The following is a 20,425-nucleotide window of genomic DNA, read 5'->3' on the forward strand; positions in this document are numbered from 1 at the left end:
ACGCGGTCCTCGACTACGTGTCGGCGCGCTTCGCCGTCGGCTACGAGGGCGACCGGTGCGCCGCCGCCCAGACGGGCGGCGCCGACATCGTCACCCGGGGGGAGAAGGCCTTCGCGAAGCTGACCCTCGCCTTCGACTGCGCCGGAGAGCCGGGCGGCCGCCACGAGATCTCCAGTGCGCTCTTCCCCGAGATGGAGAACTTCGTCCACAGCACGAAGACGCTCCTCACCTACGACCTCGACGGCGTCGCGGCCTCCGCAGTCCTCACCGAGCAGGACCCGACCGTGCCGGTCGGTGCGGAGCAGACCACGGCGAGCGTCGCGGAGTTCTTCAAGCTGGGCGTCGAGCACCTCCTGCTCGGCCTGGACCACCTCTGCTTCCTGTTCGCCCTCCTCCTGGGCGCCCGCCGGCTGCGTGACGTCGTCCTCACCGCGACGGCCTTCACCGCCGCCCACAGCGTCACGTTCCTTCTCGCCGCCCTCGGCCACGTGAGCGCCCCCGCGTCGATCGTCGAGCCCGTCATCGCCGCGTCGATCGGCGTCGTGGCCGTCGCCAACCTCTTCGGCGGCTCCGACGAGCGCCTCGGCCGGTGGCGCCTCCCCGTGGTCTTCCTCTTCGGCCTCGTCCACGGCCTGGGCTTCGCCGCCTCCCTCGACCTCGCCGAGGACCCCTCCTGGTCCCTCCTGATACCCCTCCTCAGCTTCAACCTCGGCATCGAAGCCACCCAACTGGCCCTGATCGCCGTCGCCTACCCCCTCCTCACCTTCCTCCGCCGCCGCTTCCCGTCCCCTTGGGCCCTTCGCACCCTCACCACCCCCGTCATCCTGATCAGCCTCTACTGGCTCACCACCCGAACCCTCCTCTGACCCGCTCCGGACAGCCCGACGAACGCTCGAGTCCTTCTGCCACCGCCATCGCAGCGCCTACCCTGGGGCGCGGGAGGCGAACATAGACAGAAGAACGGTGAACGGCGCCGTCATCGTGACCGGGCTCGTCGTGACGGGGGTCGTCTTCCCCACGGTGACGAACATCGCCACCAGCGGCCCGCTTCCCGGACCGCTCGGCTGGGTCGCCGACAACGCCTGGACGGTCTTCGTCATCTGCGCGGTGGCCGGCGTCGCGCTGGGCTGCGCGGCTTTCCTGCTCCAGGGCGACGACGTGTCCAGGCCGCCCGACGTGCGGATCGACGAGCGGGGCAGGACCCTCGACGAGGCGATCGTCATGTTGGGCCGACGCTCGGACCTGTGGCGCCGCGGCGCCCTGGTCTCCGCCGGAGTGGCGATGGTCAGGGAACAGGCTCGGCCCACCGTCGTCCACGGGCTGCCCGGATCGGGCAAGACGACGCTGCTCACGCAGATCGCCATGGAATGCCGGACCGACTTCAGGTACGGCATCTGGCTCGCCTTCGACGGTTACCAGGCAGAGGACATGGGCTTCGTCCTGGGCCGGTTCAACCGCTTCCTGGCGGGCTTCGGCAGGGCGGTCGACGACAACGAACTCCAGCAGGCGCCCCGACCGGCGACGCTGCGCCAGCTGACGGCGGGCCTCCAGGGGATAGGCGTCCTCGTGCTCATCGACGGCCTGCACCTGGCCGACGCCGCCACGCGGGCGGCGCTGCTGCCGGCGCTGGAGGGGCTCGACGGCGTCAAGGTGCTCGCCGCCTCGGCCGAAGGCGTCGAGCCGGGCGTCGGTGTCGGCACCCTGCACGTTCCCGAGCTCTCCGCGCAGGAGTGCCGCGAGTTCGCCCGTCACACGGCCGGCCTGCTCGACCTCCGGATCGACATCGACGAGGTGCTGAGGAAGCTGCCGGAAGCCGTCTGCGCGCATCCGCGCACCCTCGAAATGGCGCTGGGGTATCTCAAGGACCGTCCGCTGGAACTGCTTCCGGACTCCGCGGCGTCCGCTTCCCGACTGGTCCAGCACATCCTGCTGCGCCTGGAGCCATCGGCCGTGCGCGCGCTGACCCGTCTGGCGCTCTTCCACGGTTCGGACATCACCGCGATCCTCACCTACGCGGGCAGGGTCTCGCTGCGCGGACTGGAGGACGAGCTCGGGGTCCTGCTGCGCCGTGCGCTGATCGATCGCGTCCAGCCCACGATCGCCGTCCCGACCGTCGTGGTGGCCAACCTGAGGGCCGTCCATCCCGCCGCCGTCGGTGAGGAGGCCGCGGCCGTCGCCACGGCGCTGGCAGGGATCTCCCGAACCTGGCGGGCGGCCCACCGGGACATCTCACCTCTGGCCGAGGTGTTCACCGCGGTCGCCCACAACCTGGCCCGGATCGAGGCCTGGCCGGAACTGCTGGAGGTCTCCTGCCCGCAGACCCTGGAGGAGTTCAGCCGCCGCGGCCGCTGGGACGCCTATCTCGCGATGGCGAGGCTGGGGGTGAGGGCGTCCGTCGAGACAGGGTCGGCGGACACCGAGGTGGAGCTGAGGATGCGGATCGCGCGCAAACTCGTGCAGCTCGGCTCCTTCCCGGAGGCCGAGGAGTCCCTGCGCCTCGCCGCCGCGCGGCTGGGCGCGGGAGACACTGCGGTGCACGCCCATCTGACCTCCCACCAGGGTCTTCTGGCGCTGATGCGCGGTGACGTGGAATCGGCGCTCCGGTCGTACGAGCGGGCGCTGCGGCTGGCCGGGGAGCACCAGGAGCGGGAACTGCTCGTGATCGTCAACAAGCAGCTCGGCCACGTCTATGAGCGGGCGGGCCGGCCCGCCGACGCGTGGCGCGCCTACGAGTGGGCTTTCGCCCATTCCGGCGAGGAGTCGAAACACCACTGGGAGTCCCTCGTCAATCTGGCGCTCATGGACGCCAAGAGCGACCGGTTCGATGCGGCGGCGGACCGGCTGGACCGGGCGGTGCAGGGAATGGCCGACAGCGGATACGACGCCGGAATCGCGCGCGCCAATCTCTCCTACGCGCAGATCGCGCTGGCCCGTGGGCACCGGGAACTCGCGCTCGGCCTGGTGCGTCAGGTCTGTGCGACCGGCGCCGCGAACACCCGAGTCGCCGAATTGGCGGCGGAAATGCTCAGCGATCTGGAAACACCGGAAGGATGAGGGCGGGATGCTTCGTCGCAGAAGGCAGAGACCGATGCCGCAGCCCGGCCGGACGGTGATCCGAAATCCACTGCTCTTCGAGTCGGACCCGGAGGTCCCCGCCCGCCTGAAGGGCAAGCTGAACCGCTACGCCGAGCTCGTCGGACGAGAAGTCGGAAGAGACGGCGCAGCCGCTGCGGAGGAGGAGGCGCTGAAAGCGGAGATCCGGTCCGCGTGGGCGGAACAAGGCCTCGACGGCACTTACCTCGACGCGATCCTCATCGTCCTCGAATACCAGGTGGTCAGGGAGAGCCTCGGCAGGCTCGGCGAGCACGCGGAGTACAGAAGACGGCTCGACGATTTCTGGATGGCCCATGGCATGGAGAAGAGAATGCTCCGGCAGATCGTCAACAGGATCGATCTGAACCTGCTCGGGATACTGGACGGCTGATGCCGGAGAAGATCCCCGCCGAGATCATCGAACTGCTGGAATACGCTCGTGAGAACGTGCCGTACTACGGGCGGATCGAGATCCCCGCGATCGGTGAAGGTCTGGCAGGAATTCCGGTCCTCGACCGCGTCGACGTACAGCGGGCGGGCCGGTCCCTGCACTCGCTGGCGGGCGACCCCGAGGACTGGCTGGCCACCTCGACGTCAGGGACGACCGGGGAGCCGCTGACGGTGCTCTTCGACCGTCCGCCCCAGGCTCTGGAGATCCGGCTCCTTCTGGAACACGCCGCACGGTTCGCGGTCCACGGGAGTCCGGGGATCCTCCATCTCACTCTGCACGCGCCGGGTCCGTCGGGGGCGATGGTCTCGCCCTGGGGAGACGGCAACGTCCTCATCCGCTGGAATCTCGCCCGCCTGTGGCAGCTCGACGACCGGGCCTTCGCCGCGAAGTTCGAGCGGGAGGCCGCAGGCCGCATCCTCACCGCCAAGCCGTCCGTGGTCGGCCTCCTCGCGGAGCGGCTGGGCGACCGGGTGACCTCGGCGCCCGCCGCGGTCTTCATGTCGGGGGAGAGCTGCACACCGGAGCTGCGCGCGAGGATCGAGGCGCGGTTCGACTGCCCGGCGTCGTCCCTCTACACGATGGCCGAGGTCGGCATAGTGGCCACCGAATGCCCGGCCTCCGTCGGCGCCTACCACGGTGAACCGAGCTCCTGCCATGTCGAGATCGCGGACGGGGACGTGCTCGTCACGCCGCTCTCGAACCGGGCGATGCCCCTCATCAGGTACCGGAGCGGGGACCGGGCGCGGTGGCTGCCGGACGGGTGCCGCTGCGGCCGAGCCGAGCCCGTCTTCGCGCTCACCGGGGCCAGGACCCCCGATCATCTGGTGACGGACGAGGGCGAACTCGTCTCCAGCAGCCTGTTCATCAAGAGGATGATCGCGCTTCCGGTGGACCGGATCTCCCTGGCGCAGGAGGGGCCCGGCGAGGTCCGGGTCGACTACCAGGCGCGTGCGCCGCTCGCCGAGGCGGACAGGGAGAGCGCGGCAGTGGCCCTCCGCGCGGCCCTGGGACTGCGGACGAGGGTGAGTTTCCACCGGCACGAGGCCGGGGACTTCCCTCTCGCCGACGGCCGGCCCGTCCATCCCTCGGGGACCGCGGTCCGTCTGGGCCCGTCGGTCGAGGACCTGGCGGACTGGCTGGAGCGGTGGTGCGCCGGGATCGGCCTGGTGCCGCAGGCGGCGGTCATCACGGGTTCCCTGCTCGAACCGCGCTTCTGGACCCGGCGCAGCGATGTCGACCTGACCCTGGTGACCGACGTGCCGCCGGAGGCGTGGATCGGGCCGATCCGCCTCATGCGCCGCCGGATGCCCGCCCTCCGCGTGACGGTCGCCGGGCCGGACGGCTTCGCGACGTGGTCGCCGATGGCCACCTGCCGGTTGATCTGCGAGGGGGTCGCGCTGATCGGGAAGGTTCCCCCTCTCGTCTGGCCGGACTCGCGGGCCGTCGCGCTGGAGGGCCTCCACTGGTGCCGGGCCGCCGCCGACACGCTCTGGCACCGGTGCGCCGAACCGGAGGCCGCGTTGGAGGACGGACCGGCGACCGCTCACCTCGCGCACAAGGTCCTGGTCAACGCGTGTCGTTACCGCCATGTGGTCTTCGAGGAGAGGGAGACCCGGACCTCCAGGGTCCTGGCGGCGGAGCTGGATCCGGTGGAGTCGTTCGCCGTCGAAGCCGTCGAAGTCGCCTGCGAGCACCGCCCGCCGCCGTCGGATCCGGCTCGCGCGCTGCGCTATCTGATCGCCGCGCGTGACATCGCCCTGACCGTGGCCGGGGAGCTCGACGAGCATCTGGCCGAGAGCGCGGGAGCGGGAGGAGACGCAGAAGGCCCGCTCCCGGGAGAGCGGGCCTTCTGATCACGGTGCGCCGCCAGGGACTCGAACCCCGGACCCGCTGATTAAGAGTCAGCTGCTCTAACCAACTGAGCTAGCGGCGCGTCTTGGTGACGGAGAAAGACTACCGGGGTGGGGTGAGTTGTGCGAATCGGGCGGTGCGGATGATCTGGAACAGGCCGAGGGCCCAGAGGGGGTAGAGGGCCAGCCAGGCGAGGCGGAAGGCTTCGGGGGTGAAGCCGCCGGACGGGCTGGCGAAGTCGAGGATCAGGCCCATGGCGAGGATGGCGAGCATGGCGGCGAAGAAGCCGCCGCCGTTGACGATCCCGGCGGCCACGCCGTGGCTGGCCAAGGGGTTGTGGTCGCGCGCGTGGTCCATGCCGATCATGCTGGCGGGTCCGCCGACCGACGTCATGACGATGAGGAGGACCAGCAGCCAGAGCGGCGCGTGTCCGGGCCACAGGAGGACCACCGCCCACAGGGCGGCGATCACGAGGACGATCCCGATCGCCGTCCGGGTGCGCCAGTGCGGGCGGGGTCCGAGGACGCGGCCGAGGACGGGCCCGGCGGTCATCGTCGCGATGACGAAGAGGGTGAGGAAGGCCCCGGCCGTCGAGGGGGAGAGGCCCTGCGCGGTGACGAGGTAGGGGTAGCCCCACATCAGCGCGAAGCAGTTGGCGGCGACCTGGGTGGTGAAGTGGGTCCACATGCCGAGGCGGGTCCCGGGGCGCCTCCACGCGGCCCCCAGGGACGCCAGGAGCCGTTCGCGGGGGGCTCCCGAGCCGCGGGAGGCGATATGGACCGGCGGGTCCCTGAGGACGAGCACGGCGAGGATCCCGACGAGCACGCCGACGGCCGCGACCGAGCCGAAGGCCGTTGGCCAGCCGGGTCCGTGCAGGAGCGCGACGAGGGGGACCGCGGAGAGGACCTGGCCGATCTGGCCGAGCATGGCGATCAGCTGGGTGGCCAGCGGGGCCTGCCGGGGCGGGAACCATCCGGTGATGAGCCCGAGCACGCTGATGAAGGTCGCCGCGTCGCCCGCGCCGACGAGGATCCGCGCCCCGACGGCGGTCGCGACGTTCGGGGCGAAGGCGAGCAGGATCTGGCCGGCGGCCATGAGCAGGGCGCCGAGCGCGATCATGACGCGGGGGCCGTACCGGTCCAGCAGAACGCCGACGGGGATCTGGAGCGACGCGTAGACGAGCACCTGGAGGACGGTGAACGAGGACAGGACGCCCGCAGAGATGCCGAACCGCTCGGTCGCCTCGATCGCCGCGACGCCGAAGGACGTCCGGTGGAGCACGGCCGCCACGTAGGCGAGCACCGCCACGGACGCGAGGATCCACGCCGTCCGGGTGGGCTTCCGGAGGTTTTCGGGTGCTTCGGCGGAAGCTTCAGGGACCGGGGCATTTGGCACGATCCATAATTTTATGTTCTTTTGACCGGGCGAGGCCCTCCGGCAGGCCCCTGACCTCTATATCCAGTACATGAGCGCGTCCCTTCCCTTCGACGTACGGGAAGAGGATGCGCGGACCCTCCGCCCGGTTGACGGCCGGAGGGTAACCGTTGCATCACGCTCCGCTAGCCGATGGCGCGCTCCGCGAGGACGCCGCGCCACAGCGCGATCGCCACGGCCCGGTTCGGCACGCCGAGCTTGGCGTAGATCCGGTTCACGTGGTTCTTGATGGTCTTCTCGCTGAGATACAGCTCACGGGCGATCTCGCCGTTGGAGCGGCCCGACGCGATGAGGTCCATGACCTCCGACTCGCGGGCCGAAAGGCCCAGCCCCGCCTTCGCGGCGGCCCGCACGGCCCGGATCAGGTCCATGGGCTCACCCGCCTCGGGCAGGTCCGCGCCGAGCACCAGGACCCGGCACCGCTTGTCCAGCGCGGACGCGAACGCCGGATCGTCGAGGACGACGACGTCGGGCCGCAGCCGCAGGACATGGGGCAGGGGGTCGGCGGGGGTGTCGCCGACCACCACGGTCTCACCGGGGATGGCGAAGCGGCCCACGAGGTCCGCCCTTGTCAGGGCGTCCGCGTGCACCACCAGGACCCTGACGGGTTCACGCCCGTCACCCATCGTGCCCATCGCCGGCTCCACTCCGTTGCGATCGCCCGTCTGGAGGGGGGATCGTAACCCCCCGGACATGACCGGCGGTATACCCGGCGGTCACTGATCCCGGACGAGATCCGCGCGCCGCCTACAGTTGCGGCATCACTTCCGAGGCGATCAGCTCGAGGTGGTCGAGGTCGGACAGGTCGAGGACCTGGAGATAGAGGCGGGTCGCGCCGAGTTCGGCGAACCTTCCGATCCGGTCGACGACCTCGGCGGGGCTGCCGGTGAATCCGTTCTCGCGGAGCTCCTCGACGTCGCGGTGGATCGCCTTGGCCCGCCGGGCGATCTCGGCGTCGTCCCGGCCGCAGCACACGACCTGCGCGGCGGAGTAGACGAGTTCGCGGCCTCCGGCGGCGGCGCGGACCCGGTCGAAGGCGGCTCCGGTGTCGGGGATGGAGCCGAACGGCACGTTGTACTCGGCGGCGAACTTCGCGGCAAGGCGCGGTGTGCGCTTGGGCCCGGTGCCGCCGATGAGGATCGGCGGGCCGCCCGCCTGGACGGGCTTGGGCAGGGCGGGCGAGTCGGTGATCGTGTAGTGCCTGCCCGCGTAGTCGAAGCGGCCTTCGGCGCGCCACAGGCCGGTGATGATGTCCAGCTGCTCCTCAAGGCGCTCGAACCGCTCGCCGGTGGGCGGGAACGGGATGCCGTAGGACTCGTGCTCGGCCTGGTACCAGCCCGCGCCGAGGCCGAGCTCGACCCGTCCGCCGCTCATCTCGTCGACCTGGGCGACGCTGATGGCCAGCGGGCCGGGGAGCCGGAAGGTGGCGCTGGTCACGAGCGTGCCGAGCCGGATCGTCGACGTCTCGCGGGCGAGGGCCGCCAGCGTCAGCCACGCGTCGGTGGAGCCGGGCAAGCCGCTGCCGCCGCCGGCGATCTGCTGGTAGTGGTCGGAGCGGAAGAACGCCCCGAAACCGAGGCGCTCTGCCTGCTGGGCGACCGCGAGGAGGTCGCCGTAGGTGGCGCCTTCCTGGGGCTCGGTGAAGATGCGGAGTTCCATGGAGGAAACCTTCCCGTCTGGTATCGCCACGGTTGCCAATTTGTTTCCGTGTACGACTTAAATTCCGTTATTGTCCACGCTAAGATCATTCCTCCTGTGAACTGAGTCACATACGAGGGATGCGTGATGGGTGGGAGTCGGCACCGCACGCGGTCCGTACGGCGGATGATCTTCTCATTGCTCGCGGTGCCGCTGGCCGCGCTGGTCGTGCTGTGGGCCGTCATGCTGTCCACGACGCTCCAGGACAGCCTTCGCCTCCTCCAGGCGCGCGACTACCTGTCGCTGGTCGTCGAGCCCGTCCAGGACCTGACGGACTCGCTCCAGGCCGAGCGGCGGATGTCGCTGGCCTACCTGGGCGCCGACCCCATGGTCGGCCTCACCGGCCTCCAGGCGCAGCGCCTCATCACCGACAAGGCCGCCGACGCCATCAAGGGCAAGGTCGCCTCGTCCGGTTACGAGACCGCGACCAACGAGCTGACCAGGATCCGCACCCAGCGGATGCTGGACCTCCTGACGAACCTCGGCGCCCTGCGCGAGGCCGTCGGCGACGCCAAGGTCAGCCCGCCCGACCTGCTGAGCCAGTACACCGACCTCATCGTCGCCGCGAACCTCATCTTCGACGCGGCCGAGACCGGCGACGCCGAGATCAACCGCGACACCCGCGTCCAGGTCAGTCTCGCCGACGCCTTCGAACTCCTCAACTACGAGGACGCCCTCCTCGTCGGCGTGCTCGACACGGGCGCGCCGCGCGAGGTGATCCACGCGGAGTTCATCAAAGCCGTCGGCGCCCAGCGCGCACGCTACGCCGAGCTGATCCGGCAGATGAACACGACCGACGCCCTCAAGCTCGAACGCCTGCACGGCACCGACCACTACAAGGACTTCGCCGCGCTGGAGGACGCGCTCGTCGCCGACCGCGGCACCGCCGCCGACCCGACCATCGACGCGGGCGCGTGGCACACCGCGGTGGAACGCTGGCGCAACGACCTGACGGACTACGCGGACGAGACCCGCGACACCCTCGCCGTCCGAGCCATCGACTGGGCCAAGGGCGTCATCTTCCGGCTCGTGTTCACCCTCGGCGTCGGCCTCGTCGCGATCGTCGCTGCCGTCACCGTCGGCCTCCGGCTCGCGCGGCGGCTCATCGCCGAGAACCGGAACATGGTCGAGGAGCTGGAGACGTTCACGCACGAGCGGCTCCCGAAGATCCCCGCGCTCGTCCAGGAGGGCGCCGAGATCGACCTCGACGCCGACGTCCGGCACGGCGACTACACGATCACCGAGATCGCCCGGGTCTTCGACGCCTTCGACAGCTCCCGCCGCGCGGTCGTCGCCGCCGCCGTCAGCGAGGCCGCCGCCCGGCGCGGGCTCGGCGCGGTCTTCGTCAACCTCGCGCGGCGCAACCAGGTGCTGCTGCGCCGGCTGCTGAAGCAACTCGACGCGATGGAGCGCAAGGCCAAGTCGCCCGAGGACCTCAACGACCTGTTCGCCGTCGACCACCTCGTCACCCGGATGCGGCGACACGCCGAGGGCCTGATCATCCTCGCCGGGCAGTCCGCCGGACGGACGTGGCGGCGGCCCGTCCCGCTCGTCGACGTCGTGCGCGGCGCCGTCGCCGAGGTCGAGGACTACACGCGCGTCAAGGTCTCGGCGTCGCTGCCGGAGACGGCCCTCAGCGGCACCGTCGCCGCCGACGTCATCCACCTGCTCGCCGAACTGGTCGAGAACGCCGTCATGTACTCCCCGCCGGAGATGCAGGTCGAGATCACCGGCCAGCTCGTGGCGCACGGCCTCGCGGTGGAGGTCGAGGACCGGGGGCTCGGCCTGGAGGAGGCCAAGCTCGACTCCTTCAACAGGACCCTCGCCGAGGCGCCCGACTTCGACCTGTTCGACAGCGCCCGGCTCGGCATGTTCGTCATCGCGCGACTGGCCCGCAAGCACGACATCAAGGTGCAGCTCAGGCCGTCGCCCTATGGCGGCGTCACCGCCATCGCCCTCATCCCCGGCTCCCTGCTCGCCGAGCCCGCGGAGGCGGGGCCGGAGCCCGAGGCGGCGCAGCGGCCGGCCCCGGAGCAGCCCGCCGACGAGCCGCGCCCGAGGGTCAGGATGGAACCCGCGGTCGTCAGGCCGCCCGCGCACGAGGGCGAACTGCCCAAACGCGTCCGCCAGCGCAGCCTCGCGCCGCAGTTGCGCGCGCAGGGCGGCGAGAAGACGCCTGAAGCCGTTGAACCGGGCCCCGGGCTGCCCACGGCCCGGCGGCCGGAAGAGGCCCGCAGCGTCCTGTCCGCGATGCAGCAGGGCTGGCAGCGCGGACGGGCCGAAGTTCAGTCGCGTGAGGAAGGACAGGAAGACAGTGAGCGCTGATCACACCGCCCAGGGGGAGCTCAACTGGCTGCTCAACGCGATGCTCGACCGCGTCGTTGAGGCGCGGCACGTCGTGGTGCTCAGCGGGGACGGGCTGCGCATCGCCTCGTCGCGGGGGCTGCTCCGCGACGACGCCGAGCATCTGTCGGCCGTCGCCTCGGGCTTCCAGAGCCTCGCCAGGGGCACCGCCGAGCACTTCGCCGCTGGGAACGTCCGGCAGACCATCGTGGAGATGGAAGGCGGTTTCCTGTTCGTCACGGCGGCGGGACACGGCGCCTGCCTCGCCCTGCTCGCCGAGGAGGGCGCGGACGTCGGCGTCATCGCCTACGAGATGGCGCTTCTGGTCAGCCGGGTGGGCGAGCACCTGTCCGCGCAGGCGCGGGTGCCGGGCGGCCTCTGACGTGGACGAGCCCGCGTGGGCCGAGGAGGACGCCGGCCCGATCGTGCGCCCCTACGCGGTGACCGGGGGCCGCACCCGCCATGACTCCGGCGCGGTGCTCGACCTCATGGACCTCATCGCCGCCGAGGAGGCCGAGGCGACGGCCGTGATGGAGCTCGGGCCCGAGCACCTGCGCATCCGCCGTCTGGCCGGCGACCACCCCTCGGTGGCCGAGGTGGCCACCGAACTCGACCTTCCGGTCGACGTCGTCCGAGTGCTGCTCGGCGACCTCCTGCGGTACGGGCTCATCCGGGTAAGGAAGCCCGCCTCGGTGTCGCGTCTCCCCGACGCGCGCCTGCTCAAGGAAGTGATGGATGGACTCTCAGCGCTTTAGCCACGATCTGGTGGCGATCAAGATCATGGTCGCGGGCGGCTTCGGCGTCGGCAAGACGACCCTGGTCGGCGCGGTCAGCGAGATCAGGCCGCTGCGCACCGAGGCGCCGCTCACCGAGCGGAGCGAGGGCGTCGACGACATCGGGCACGTCAAGGACAAGTCCACCACCACCGTCGCCATGGACTTCGGCCGGATCACCCTGCGCGAAGGGCTCAGCGTCTACCTGTTCGGCACCCCCGGCCAGGACAGGTTCTGGTTCATGTGGGACGAACTGTCCACGGGCGCGCTCGGGGCCGTCGTCATGGCCGACACCCGAAGGCTCGCCGACTGCTTCTCCTCGGTCGACTACTTCGAGGAGCGGGACATCCCGTTCGTCATCGCGGTGAACTGCTTCGACGGGGCCAAGCTCTACAACGTCGCCGACGTCCGCGCCGCGCTCGACCTCGACCCCGCCGTGCCCGTCGTGCTGTGCGACGCGCGGCGCCGAGAGTCGGCCAAGGACGCCCTCGTGACGCTCGTGCGCCACGTGCTGGAGCGGACGGAGCCCGCGGCGTGAGAGCGCGCAAGGCGGCCGCGGCGGGCCTCGTCTCGGTGCTGGCCCTGCTGTCCGGCTGCTCGGACGACGGCAGGGCGGCCGCGCCCGGCACCCCGGGCGTCACGGCGGCGCCCTGCCCGAAGCCGGTGAACGAGGGCAACGGATGCATCTTCCTCGGCACCCTGACCGACCTCACCGGCCCGTTCAGCCCGCTGACGACCCTCGCCACCGAGGCCCAGGAGGCGTTCTGGCAGCGGGTCAACGACACGGGCGGCATCGGCGGCTACGACGTCGACGTCACCACCTACGTCCGCGACACCGGCTACGACGTGGCCGCCCACGAGCGGATGTTCGACGAGACCAAGGACTCCGTCCTGGCCTACGCCCAGATGCTCGGCTCCCAGCACACCCTCCGGGTCCTGCCGACGATGGAGAACGAGCAGATCGTCACGACGCCGATGAGCTGGACCTCGCAGTGGGCGTTCTCGGCGAACGTGATCGAGTCGGGCGCCAACTACTGCTTCGAGGCGATGAACCTCGTCGACTACGCGGCCGAGTACTTCCCGCTCGAAGACAAGCCGTTCAAGATCAAGAACGTCGCGTCGGTGCACTACGAGGGCGAGTACGGCGCGGACGCCGCCGCGGGCGCCAGGTTCGCCGCCAAGCGGAACGGCTTCACCTTCTCCGACGTGGCGGTGAAGACGGGCGGGGGAGGGGCGGCCGTCCAGCGGGTGCTCAAGGGCGGGCCGGACCTCATCCAGCTCTCCATGGCGCCGGCCGACGCGTCGGCCTTCATCACCGGAGCGGTCAAGGCCGGATACAAGGGAAGGTTCCTCGGCAGCACGACGAACTGGCACCACACGATGGCGGCGCTGCCGGGCCTGGAGGAGCAGTACTGGCAGGGCGGCGCCTGGTGGCCGTTCGCCGCGGACTCGCCAGGGCACGCCGCCATGCGCCGCGCCCTGGGCGACGTCACCCCCGACGACGCGTACGTGAGCGGCTGGACCTTCTCCTACCCCCTGCTGGAGGCGCTGCGCGACACCGTGGCCTCCGGGCCGCTCACCCGGACGCGGCTGCTCCAGGCCGTCCGCGACCTCCGGGGCGTCGACTACGAGGGGATCCTCCCGGTGGCGGCGGGGGACGCGTCGAACCCCTACCGGGGGACGGTCGTCAGCCGCGTCGATCCGGAGCAGTACACCGGGGTCCGGGTCGTCTCGGACTTCTACACCGGGATCACGGCGAAGGACCACGTCCTGACCTCCGCCTGCTACCACGCGGCGGGTTGAGCGCGCGGGGCCGTTCCGACGGCCCCGCCGCAGGAATCGCCCGCCCGTAAGTGCGGGCGATTCCTCAAAGCTTCGCAAAAGCCTCTGGAAAAGATCTGTTCTTTCCGATTTATCTACTTTCTTCGGCCCTTGCTCGGGTAGGTGCCCTGAGGACAAGTACTTTTCCGGGGGGTCGCCGATGAACATCGGGCAGAGTTTTCAGAGCATGTTCGACACGATCGTGCGGACCCTTCCGCAGATCCTCGTGTTCATCCTGGTCCTGGTGGTCGGTTGGATCATCGCCAAGGTCCTGCGCGGCATCGTGACGAAGCTGCTCCACAAGGTGAACTTCGACCGGCTGACCGAGCGCGGGGTCGTCGGGGACGCGCTGGCGCGCAGCGACTACACCGCCTCGGGCCTGGTCGGCGCACTGGTCTACTACGCCATCCTGCTGGTGACGCTGCAGATGGCGTTCGGCGTCTTCGGCGCCAACCCGATCAGCGCGTTCCTCGCCGCGATCGTCGCGTGGATCCCGAGGCTGATCGTCGCGATCGTCCTGGTGGTGATCGCCGCGGCCATCGGCCACGCGCTGAAGAACATCACCAACGCGGCTCTCGGCGACCTGTCTTACGGCCGCTTCCTGGCCAACCTCGTCGAGATCTTCGTGGTGGCGCTCGGTGTGATCGCCGCGCTCAACCAGATCGGGGTCGCCAACGCGATCACCGGACCGGTGCTCATCGCTTTCCTGGCCACGGCCGGGGCGATCCTCGCCATCGGCCTCGGCGGCGGGCTCGTCCGGCCCATGCAGCAGCGCTGGGAGCGCTGGCTGGACAACATGGAGAACGAGACCCGGGCGCGCCGCGGCGGGGCCCGCTCGCGGGGCCGCGAGGACGCGATGCGCGGCGAGGGCGCGCGGATGCCGCAGGACACCGGGGCGACGAGCCCTTCGGGCGCGGGCATGGGCGGCACCCAGGGCGGGCCGGAGTGGCCCGGTCAGACGCCGCCGCGGTAACGCCGTCGCCGAGGCCGCGAGTGAGGTCCGCGGCGACGAGAGATCCGAGGCCGTCTTCCCGCCTTCAGGCCGGGGGGACGGCCTCGATCATGCGCTGCACGGCGAGCATCCGCTGGGCGTGCCAGTCGAGCTGGGTGCCGAGGGTCCAGCCGGTCTCGGCGCAGCCGCTGAGGAACCCGTCGAGGTACTCGCGCAGCGTCGGCTGGTCGGGCTCCAGGCCGCTGGCGACGAGGATGTCGCGCACGGCGGCGGAGTGCTGGTCGGTGGCGGCGTGCAGGCCCGGGGCGAGGTCGACGCGGCTGAGGGGGGTGAGGTGGGAGGTCTCCGGAGGCATGATTCTTACTGTAGTCAATATTTCGTCAAGAGGAAACCGGGCGCCAAATTACTGCAAATACGGGCGATATCAAGATCTGTCCGGCATGGTGTCGGGTACCTCCCGGGCATGGAACCCGGGATGGAATCTGCGGCGACGGAGTTCGACGTGCTCGTGATCGGCTCAGGCTTCGGCGGCGCCGTCGCGGCGCTCAGGCTGAGCGAGAAGGGCTACCGTGTCGGCGTCCTGGAAGCGGGGCGGCGCAGGGCCCGCACAGCCCTTCCGGCGACCTCCTGGCGGCTGCACGACTACCTGTGGCTCCCCGCGGCCGGGCTCCGCGGCATCCAGCGGTTCAAGATCCTGCGCGGCGACCGGCGCGGCCGCCTGCTCGTCCTCGGCGGGGCGGGGCACGGAGGCGGCTCCCTCGTCTCGGCCAACGTGTTCCAGCGCCCGTCCGACGAGTTCTTCGAGGCCCCCCAGTGGGCGCACATCACGGACTGGAAGAGCGAACTCGAACCCCACCTCGACCAGGCGTCCCGCATGTTCGGCGTGGTGGAGAACCCGACCACCACGGCCGCCGACCTCCTGCTCCGCCAGACCGCCGCCGAGACGGGCGTCTCGGAGAGCTTCCGCCGCGCCCCCGTCGGCGTCTTCTTCAACGACCCCGCCGGAGTCCAGGTCCCCGACCCCTACTTCGGGGGCTCCGGACCCGCCCGCAGCGGATGCATCGAGTGCGGGGAGTGCATGACGGGCTGCCGGCACGGCGCCAAGAACACGCTGCCGGAGAACTACCTCCACCTCGCCGAGCGGGCCGGGGCCGTCATGCACCCGTCCTGCGAGGCCGTGGCCGTGCGGCCCGAGGCGTCCGGCGGCTTCACCGTCCACTGCGTCCGGCCCGGGCCCCTGCGCACCCGCTCCGGCCACGGCCGCCGGACGTTCCGGGCCACCCACGTCGTCCTCGCGGCGGGGGCCGAGGGCACCCAGCGGCTGCTGCACCGGATGAAGTCGGCCAGGGTACTGCCCAAGCTCTCCGACACCCTCGGCACCTTCAGCAGGGCCGCCGCGACCGACTTCCTCAGCCTCACCGGCGAGGAGGGCAGGCAGGTGAACCGGGGCGTCGCGGTCACCTCGTCGATCTCCCCTGCGCCCGGCACCCGCCTGGAGCCCGTCAGGTACGGCAGCGGCTCCAACCTCGCAGGCCTGCTGCGGGCCCCGATCACGGCCGACGGCGACGGACGGCATTGGAGGAGGGCCCTGCGCCGGGCGGTGAAGAACCCCGCCGGCAGCCTCCGCCTCTTCGACCAGCGCCGCTGGTCCGACCGGACGATCATCCTCATGGCGACCCGTACGCGCGCCGCGGTCTTCACCGTCTTCGAGGAACGCGGCCTCCTCGGCCACAGGCTGCGCTTCAAGGAACCCCGCACCGGCACGAGGGAGATCCCGAAGGCGAGGCGGACCGCCGAGGTCATGGCCCGCCGGATGCACGCCAAGGCCGCGGGTTCCCTAGGTGACCTCTTCGGCCTGTGGACCACCGCCCACTTCCAGGGCGGCTGCCCCATCGGCGTCTCCCGCATCACGGGAGTGATCGACCCCTACCACCGCGTCCACGGCTACCCGAACCTCCACGTCGTCGACTCCTCCGCCCTCACGGCCGACCCTGGCGCGGGCCCGGCCCTGACGATCACCGCCCAGGCAGAGCGCGCCATGTCCCTGTGGCCCAACAAGGGCGACACCGACCCCCGCCCGCTCCAGGGCGACCCCTACCTTCGCCTCACCGCCATCCCGCCCCGCACCCCGTCCGTCCCCGAGACGGCGCGCGGCGCCCTCCTCCTTCCCCTCCCGATGGTCCGCACAGGCCCCGACCCGGAGGAGACCCCCGGCTGGGGCTGATCACCTCCCCCGATCCCCAGGGGCGGGACCCTTGCATATCTCGTGCTCCACATGCCCTGCCCCCGCTCGTGGAGCCGCCCTCATCGCGGGAGTCGGCCATCGGCGACGGGGGCCCACCGAACTCTCGGCGCGTTCCGATCTTCGGCTGGAGAGGCGGCTCGAACCCTTGAGCGGCGGCTCGCGTCCGCAGGTGCCGGAAGAGGGGGCCAGGTCTGGTCCGCGGGACCGGGGGTCAGGGAAGTGTGGCGTTCGGGTGAGGTCCGCGAGGCGCTCAAGCCACTGGGGCCACTCCGGGAACCGAGGGCTCCGGTGGGGCTCGGTGGGCGGGGAGGCGGGGGAACGGCGTCGGGGGGTCGGCCGTTGGGCGGGGTGAGCGCGGCCCTCCGGATGGGTCGTGCGGGAGTCGAGGAGGAACGTGTGGCCTCGTTGGTGAGCAGGATTCAGAGGTTCTTCAGGAGCCCGCAGGGCCGGCAGGCTCGGGCCCGAGTGGAGCGGATCGCGCGGGACCCGCGGACGCAGGCGAAGGTGCGGGGGCTGCTGAACAGGCGGGGCCGCGGGCGGCGGTACTGAGCGCGCGGTGCGGGCGGCCCCTGGCCGCGCCGTGGAAGTCGGGAGAGGCGGTGGCGCTGGAGCGCCACCGCCTCTCCCGCGTTCCGGGCCGTTCAGCAGCGGCGCCCTTGTGCGGTGGAAAAAACGGCGTTACGTTGATAAAACGCTGTTACTCAGGAGGGATGTCATGGGGATCACGGTGCTGGTGGAGGGGCGCGAGGCCGCCGTCGAGGCGGAGGGCGGGAGGTGGGTGGCCCGGGAGGTCGCGCGGGAGCTGCTCGGGTGGGAGCGCAAGCCGCACGGGTGGTGCCGGGAGGAGGCGTGCGTGCCGGCCGCGGCGGCGGCCGGCGTCGAGGACGGGGAGCGGGTCGATCTCATCGGGTTCGCGGAGCTGCTGGGGCGGCCGGTGGCCGTCGCCGAGGGGGCGGTGGCGGTCGGGGTCTCGGCGGGGGAGCGGGCGTCGGCGCTGAGCGGGGAGACGGCTCCCGACTTCACGCTGAACGATGTGGAAGGCCGGCCGCACACCCTCGGCGAGCTGCGCGGGAAGAAGGTCGCGCTGGTGTTCTGGGCGTCGTGGTGCGGTTGCCGGTACGACCTCGCGGCCTGGCAGGAGCGGCACGCGGTGCTCGCGCCGCTGGGGCTCGAAGTGGTGAGCGTCGCGCTGGACCGCAGGCCCGAGGACGCCGCGCCCTGGATCGCCGAGGCGCTCGCCGGCGGGGAGCCGCACACCGCGCTGATCGACGCCGACGGGCACGTCGCGGAGCTCTACGACGTCCTCAACGTGCCGACCGTGGTGTGGATCGACGAGGAAGGCAGGGTGGCGCGCCCGCAGGACACCCAGTTCGCCACCGACCTCTTCCGCGAGATGTCCGGGATCGCCGCGGCGGCGGCGCTCGGCGCGCTCGGCCGCTGGGTCGAGGACGGTGACAGCGGCCTCAGCCGCGCCGACGTCGAGCGGACCACCCGGCACGCCACCCCCGAGCGGCAGCGCGCCAGGACGGAGGCCGCGCTGGGCCTGTGGCTGCACCGGAACGGCAGGGAGACCGAGGCCGAGGAGCACTTCGCGGCGGCCGGCGAGCTGGCCCCCGAGGACGTGACGATCTGGCGCGGCACGATGCCGCTGCGCGGGATCGACCCGATGGGCGAGGCGTACTTCGCCCGCCGCGACGCCATGGTCGAGGCCGGCATCCCCGTCTACCGGCCGCTCCAGGACTGGCACCAGGGATGAGCTTCTATCTCGACGCCCGCGAGCGCGGCGAGGCGGCGCTGCGCACGGGCCTGATCGACCTCGCCGCCCAGCTCCTCACCGACGAGGGCCCCGCCGCCCTCACCATGCGGCGTCTGGCGACGGCCGCGGGTTGCTCCACGACGGTCCTCTACAGGGTGTTCGGCGGGAAGGACGGCATAGCCGACGCCCTGTACCGGGAGGGGTTCACGCGGCTCAAGAGGCGGCTGGAAGAGGCTCCGCACGGAGGCGGCCCGGCCGAGCACCTCGCGAGTATCGGACGTGCCTACCGCGTCAACGCGCTCGCCGAACGGAATCTGTACAGGGTGATGTTCTTCGCCGTCATCCCGGGCTTCACCCCCGGAGAGCAGGCACGCGCCGAGGCGAGGGCGAGCCTCGACGTGCTCCGCTCGGCCGTCGTCGCGTGCGGGCAAGCCGGTGTCTTCGCGAAGGACGCCGATCCAGAGGAGGTCACCGACCTCCTCTGGGCGGCCTCCCACGGCGCGCTCAGCCTGGAACTTGCGGGCCACTACGCGGGAGAGACCGCCGCCGTCCGCTACCGCGCGCTGACCACCGCGGCGGCCCGGTCCGTCCTGGCCGATCCCGCCGCACCGTGGCCGCGCTGACGTCAGGCAGGGTGCAGCGCGTTCGCGATGTCGATGATCTCGACGCCGCTGTAGTCGGGGAAGCGCTCGGTCATCTTCGCCTTGTAGGTGGGCCCGTCGGAGTCGGCGTAGTCGCCCGCGACGTCGAGGTAGTCGTACATCTCGGCCCACACCGAGCGGTCGGTGGGCTCGCCGTGGCCCGGCAGGATCGTGTCGTAGCGCCGGTTGACGAGCTTTTCGATGTAGGCCTTCCACCCCGCGAAGTCCCGGTCGGCGACCCACAGGTGCACCTTGTTGCTGACGACCTGGGCGATGAGGATGCGGTGCTCGGGCAGCGCGATGAGGAGCGAGTCGGCGATCTCGCCGCCGTGCAGGTGCTCGAACGAGATCGGGATCCCGTCGATGAGGTCGGTTCCGGTGACGAGCGATTCGGTGGGCACCACGTCGTCGATCCGCACCTGCCGTCCGGACGGGTCCTTCAGGTCGGACATCGCGGCGATCGCGGCCCGGGTCTCGGGCAGCGCGCAGATGGGGGCGTCGAACCGGGCGGCGCCCAGGAAGTGGTCGGGGTGGGCGTGGCTGATGATCAGCCGGTCGATCGGTTTGCCCAGGCCCTTGGCGTACTCGACGACCTCGTCGGCGTACTCGAGCTTGTACTGCCCGTCGACCGCGATGATCCGCTGCGGTGTCTCGATGAGCTGCGTGGTCACCTCCAGCCCGTCGGTCGGCGCCTGGTAGCTGTGCACCGTGACCGGCCCTTTGCTGATGACCGTGACCTTGCCCTTCATGACGCCCCCCGCAGTAGTTCCGCCCTAAGACCGTCATACCGATCCGTACGTCGACACAGGCCCATCAAACGGTCGGGGCCCGGTCAAGGAGCGCGGTCAAGGAGCGCGGTCGTCGAGGCGCTCGTCGAGGGCCAAGGCGGCCCCGATGAGTGCGATATGGGTGAAGGCCTGCGGAAAATTGCCGAGCTGTTCCCGAGCGCGTGCAGGTGCAGGTCGAGACCCGGCCCCCGGATCAGCCGGTGCCGGTCCGTGGCCGGGCCCTCGTCGGCGGGCATGAAGTCGCCGACCTCGCCGACCCCGCCCGGCCCCATGAACCGGGTGAGCAGGATCGCGGTGTCCGGCAGGTGGAGCTGGCGGACGGTGCCGCCCTCCTCCGGCGCCTCCAGGCTCCAGTGCCCGCCCTTGCGCAGGTCGAGGAGCGAGGCGAAGACGCCGGGGGAGTCGAACCGCGGCGTGCACCACCAGTCGACGGTCCCGTCCCGGGCGATCAGTGCCGCGGTCTGGAGGTCGCCGACCATGCCGTGGTCGCCGCTGCCGGGATACCGGTCCACCGATCAGCCCCGGGCTGCCTTGATGAGCCCGTCCAGCCGGGCCTGGTGGCCGTTCGGCCTCGGATTC

General features: G+C 71.2%; 19 protein-coding genes and 1 tRNA gene. 13 read left to right on the plus strand and 7 right to left on the minus strand.

All coding sequences use genetic code 11. The annotated features are described in order from the left end of the window. Positions 1 to 17 precede the first annotated feature (17 nt). The 4 genes from ACYVOM_RS18790 (at position 18) to ACYVOM_RS18805 (ending at position 5,397) form a co-directional block, all read left to right on the plus strand. On the plus strand, positions 18 to 866 hold the full coding sequence (locus ACYVOM_RS18790) for a HupE/UreJ family protein (RefSeq protein ID WP_460304707.1): 849 nt from the start codon (positions 18 to 20) through the stop codon (positions 864 to 866). Between the two features lie 97 nt (positions 867 to 963). Continuing rightward, the gene (locus tag ACYVOM_RS18795) at positions 964 to 3,054 is read left to right on the plus strand and encodes a hypothetical protein (RefSeq protein ID WP_460304708.1); all 2,091 of its coding nucleotides are present in this window, start codon (positions 964 to 966) and stop codon (positions 3,052 to 3,054) included. 34 nt (positions 3,055 to 3,088) lie between these two features. After that, on the plus strand, positions 3,089 to 3,484 hold the full coding sequence (locus ACYVOM_RS18800; RefSeq protein WP_460304709.1) for a hypothetical protein: 396 nt from the start codon (positions 3,089 to 3,091) through the stop codon (positions 3,482 to 3,484). Next, the gene (locus tag ACYVOM_RS18805; RefSeq protein WP_460304710.1) at positions 3,484 to 5,397 is read left to right on the plus strand and encodes a phenylacetate--CoA ligase family protein; all 1,914 of its coding nucleotides are present in this window, start codon (positions 3,484 to 3,486) and stop codon (positions 5,395 to 5,397) included. Before ACYVOM_RS18800 ends, ACYVOM_RS18805 begins: the two co-directional genes overlap by 1 nt. Before the next feature lie 6 nt (positions 5,398 to 5,403). Here ACYVOM_RS18805 and ACYVOM_RS18810 read toward each other — a convergent pair. The 4 genes from ACYVOM_RS18810 to ACYVOM_RS18825 all read right to left on the minus strand — a co-directional run bounded on the left by ACYVOM_RS18810 (position 5,404) and on the right by ACYVOM_RS18825 (position 8,488). Further along, positions 5,404 to 5,477: transfer RNA gene (locus ACYVOM_RS18810), tRNA-Lys, on the minus strand. Positions 5,478 to 5,497: 20 nt separating this feature from the next. After that, a complete protein-coding gene (locus tag ACYVOM_RS18815) occupies positions 5,498 to 6,703 on the minus strand; it encodes an MFS transporter (RefSeq protein WP_460304711.1) in 1,206 nt (401 codons plus the stop codon). A gap of 251 nt (positions 6,704 to 6,954) precedes the next feature. Next, positions 6,955 to 7,464 carry a response regulator transcription factor gene (locus tag ACYVOM_RS18820; protein WP_460304712.1) on the minus strand — a complete coding sequence of 170 codons (510 nt, stop codon included), beginning with the start codon at positions 7,462 to 7,464 and terminating at the stop codon, positions 6,955 to 6,957. A gap of 112 nt (positions 7,465 to 7,576) precedes the next feature. Next, positions 7,577 to 8,488, minus strand: a complete 912-nt coding sequence (locus ACYVOM_RS18825) for an LLM class F420-dependent oxidoreductase (protein ID WP_460304713.1) — start codon at positions 8,486 to 8,488, stop codon at positions 7,577 to 7,579. A 165-nt stretch (positions 8,489 to 8,653) separates the two neighbouring features. Between ACYVOM_RS18825 and ACYVOM_RS18830 the strand changes: the two genes are divergently transcribed. From ACYVOM_RS18830 to ACYVOM_RS18855, 6 genes are all read left to right on the plus strand, one after another. After that, positions 8,654 to 10,852, plus strand: coding sequence for a sensor histidine kinase (locus tag ACYVOM_RS18830; RefSeq protein WP_460304714.1), 2,199 nt, complete (start codon positions 8,654 to 8,656; stop codon positions 10,850 to 10,852). After that, a complete protein-coding gene (locus tag ACYVOM_RS18835) occupies positions 10,842 to 11,252 on the plus strand; it encodes a roadblock/LC7 domain-containing protein (RefSeq protein ID WP_460304715.1) in 411 nt (136 codons plus the stop codon). Before ACYVOM_RS18830 ends, ACYVOM_RS18835 begins: the two co-directional genes overlap by 11 nt. 1 nt (position 11,253) lies before the next feature. After that, on the plus strand, positions 11,254 to 11,625 hold the full coding sequence (locus ACYVOM_RS18840; protein WP_460304716.1) for a DUF742 domain-containing protein: 372 nt from the start codon (positions 11,254 to 11,256) through the stop codon (positions 11,623 to 11,625). After that, positions 11,606 to 12,181 (plus strand): GTP-binding protein, encoded by a 576-nt coding sequence (locus tag ACYVOM_RS18845; protein ID WP_460304717.1) that lies wholly within the window; start codon positions 11,606 to 11,608, stop codon positions 12,179 to 12,181. The genes ACYVOM_RS18840 and ACYVOM_RS18845 overlap by 20 nt, the downstream gene beginning before the upstream one ends. Further along, positions 12,178 to 13,446 (plus strand): ABC transporter substrate-binding protein, encoded by a 1,269-nt coding sequence (locus ACYVOM_RS18850; protein ID WP_460304718.1) that lies wholly within the window; start codon positions 12,178 to 12,180, stop codon positions 13,444 to 13,446. Before ACYVOM_RS18845 ends, ACYVOM_RS18850 begins: the two co-directional genes overlap by 4 nt. A gap of 178 nt (positions 13,447 to 13,624) precedes the next feature. Next, positions 13,625 to 14,437: a mechanosensitive ion channel family protein gene (locus ACYVOM_RS18855; RefSeq protein WP_460304719.1), complete on the plus strand. Its 813-nt coding sequence runs from the start codon at positions 13,625 to 13,627 to the stop codon at positions 14,435 to 14,437. A gap of 64 nt (positions 14,438 to 14,501) precedes the next feature. Here ACYVOM_RS18855 and ACYVOM_RS18860 read toward each other — a convergent pair whose 3' ends face one another. After that, complete coding sequence (locus ACYVOM_RS18860; protein ID WP_460304720.1) at positions 14,502 to 14,771, minus strand: DUF6401 family natural product biosynthesis protein; 270 nt, start codon at positions 14,769 to 14,771, stop codon at positions 14,502 to 14,504. Positions 14,772 to 14,891: 120 nt separating this feature from the next. Between ACYVOM_RS18860 and ACYVOM_RS18865 the strand changes: the two genes are divergently transcribed. The 3 genes from ACYVOM_RS18865 to ACYVOM_RS18875 all read left to right on the plus strand — a co-directional run bounded on the left by ACYVOM_RS18865 (position 14,892) and on the right by ACYVOM_RS18875 (position 19,040). Continuing rightward, positions 14,892 to 16,640, plus strand: coding sequence for a GMC oxidoreductase (locus ACYVOM_RS18865; RefSeq protein WP_460304721.1), 1,749 nt, complete (start codon positions 14,892 to 14,894; stop codon positions 16,638 to 16,640). Positions 16,641 to 17,376: 736 nt separating this feature from the next. Then, the gene (locus ACYVOM_RS18870; RefSeq protein ID WP_460304722.1) at positions 17,377 to 18,417 is read left to right on the plus strand and encodes a redoxin domain-containing protein; all 1,041 of its coding nucleotides are present in this window, start codon (positions 17,377 to 17,379) and stop codon (positions 18,415 to 18,417) included. Further along, positions 18,414 to 19,040: a TetR/AcrR family transcriptional regulator gene (locus tag ACYVOM_RS18875; protein ID WP_460304723.1), complete on the plus strand. Its 627-nt coding sequence runs from the start codon at positions 18,414 to 18,416 to the stop codon at positions 19,038 to 19,040. Before ACYVOM_RS18870 ends, ACYVOM_RS18875 begins: the two co-directional genes overlap by 4 nt. A gap of 2 nt (positions 19,041 to 19,042) precedes the next feature. Here the strand turns inward: ACYVOM_RS18875 and ACYVOM_RS18880 are convergent, their stop codons facing one another. Further along, on the minus strand, positions 19,043 to 19,807 hold the full coding sequence (locus tag ACYVOM_RS18880; RefSeq protein ID WP_460304724.1) for an MBL fold metallo-hydrolase: 765 nt from the start codon (positions 19,805 to 19,807) through the stop codon (positions 19,043 to 19,045). Positions 19,808 to 19,890: 83 nt separating this feature from the next. After that, on the minus strand, positions 19,891 to 20,358 hold the full coding sequence (locus ACYVOM_RS18885) for a trehalase-like domain-containing protein (RefSeq protein ID WP_460304725.1): 468 nt from the start codon (positions 20,356 to 20,358) through the stop codon (positions 19,891 to 19,893). Positions 20,359 to 20,425 lie beyond the last annotated feature (67 nt).

This window comes from Actinocorallia aurea (assembly GCF_054783995.1).

Coding starts and splice junctions, on each gene's coding strand:
- ACYVOM_RS18800 (WP_460304709.1), top strand. CDS start 3,089: ATGCCGCAGCCCGGCCGGACGGTGATCCGAAATCCACTGCTCTTCGAG.
- ACYVOM_RS18805 (WP_460304710.1), top strand. CDS start 3,484: ATGCCGGAGAAGATCCCCGCCGAGATCATCGAACTGCTGGAATACGCT.
- ACYVOM_RS18820 (WP_460304712.1), bottom strand. CDS start 7,464: ATGGGCACGATGGGTGACGGGCGTGAACCCGTCAGGGTCCTGGTGGTG.
- ACYVOM_RS18825 (WP_460304713.1), bottom strand. CDS start 8,488: ATGGAACTCCGCATCTTCACCGAGCCCCAGGAAGGCGCCACCTACGGC.
- ACYVOM_RS18830 (WP_460304714.1), top strand. CDS start 8,654: ATGATCTTCTCATTGCTCGCGGTGCCGCTGGCCGCGCTGGTCGTGCTG.
- ACYVOM_RS18845 (WP_460304717.1), top strand. CDS start 11,606: ATGGACTCTCAGCGCTTTAGCCACGATCTGGTGGCGATCAAGATCATG.
- ACYVOM_RS18855 (WP_460304719.1), top strand. CDS start 13,625: ATGAACATCGGGCAGAGTTTTCAGAGCATGTTCGACACGATCGTGCGG.
- ACYVOM_RS18860 (WP_460304720.1), bottom strand. CDS start 14,771: ATGCCTCCGGAGACCTCCCACCTCACCCCCCTCAGCCGCGTCGACCTC.
- ACYVOM_RS18865 (WP_460304721.1), top strand. CDS start 14,892: ATGGAATCTGCGGCGACGGAGTTCGACGTGCTCGTGATCGGCTCAGGC.
- ACYVOM_RS18870 (WP_460304722.1), top strand. CDS start 17,377: ATGGGGATCACGGTGCTGGTGGAGGGGCGCGAGGCCGCCGTCGAGGCG.
- ACYVOM_RS18875 (WP_460304723.1), top strand. CDS start 18,414: ATGAGCTTCTATCTCGACGCCCGCGAGCGCGGCGAGGCGGCGCTGCGC.
- ACYVOM_RS18880 (WP_460304724.1), bottom strand. CDS start 19,807: ATGAAGGGCAAGGTCACGGTCATCAGCAAAGGGCCGGTCACGGTGCAC.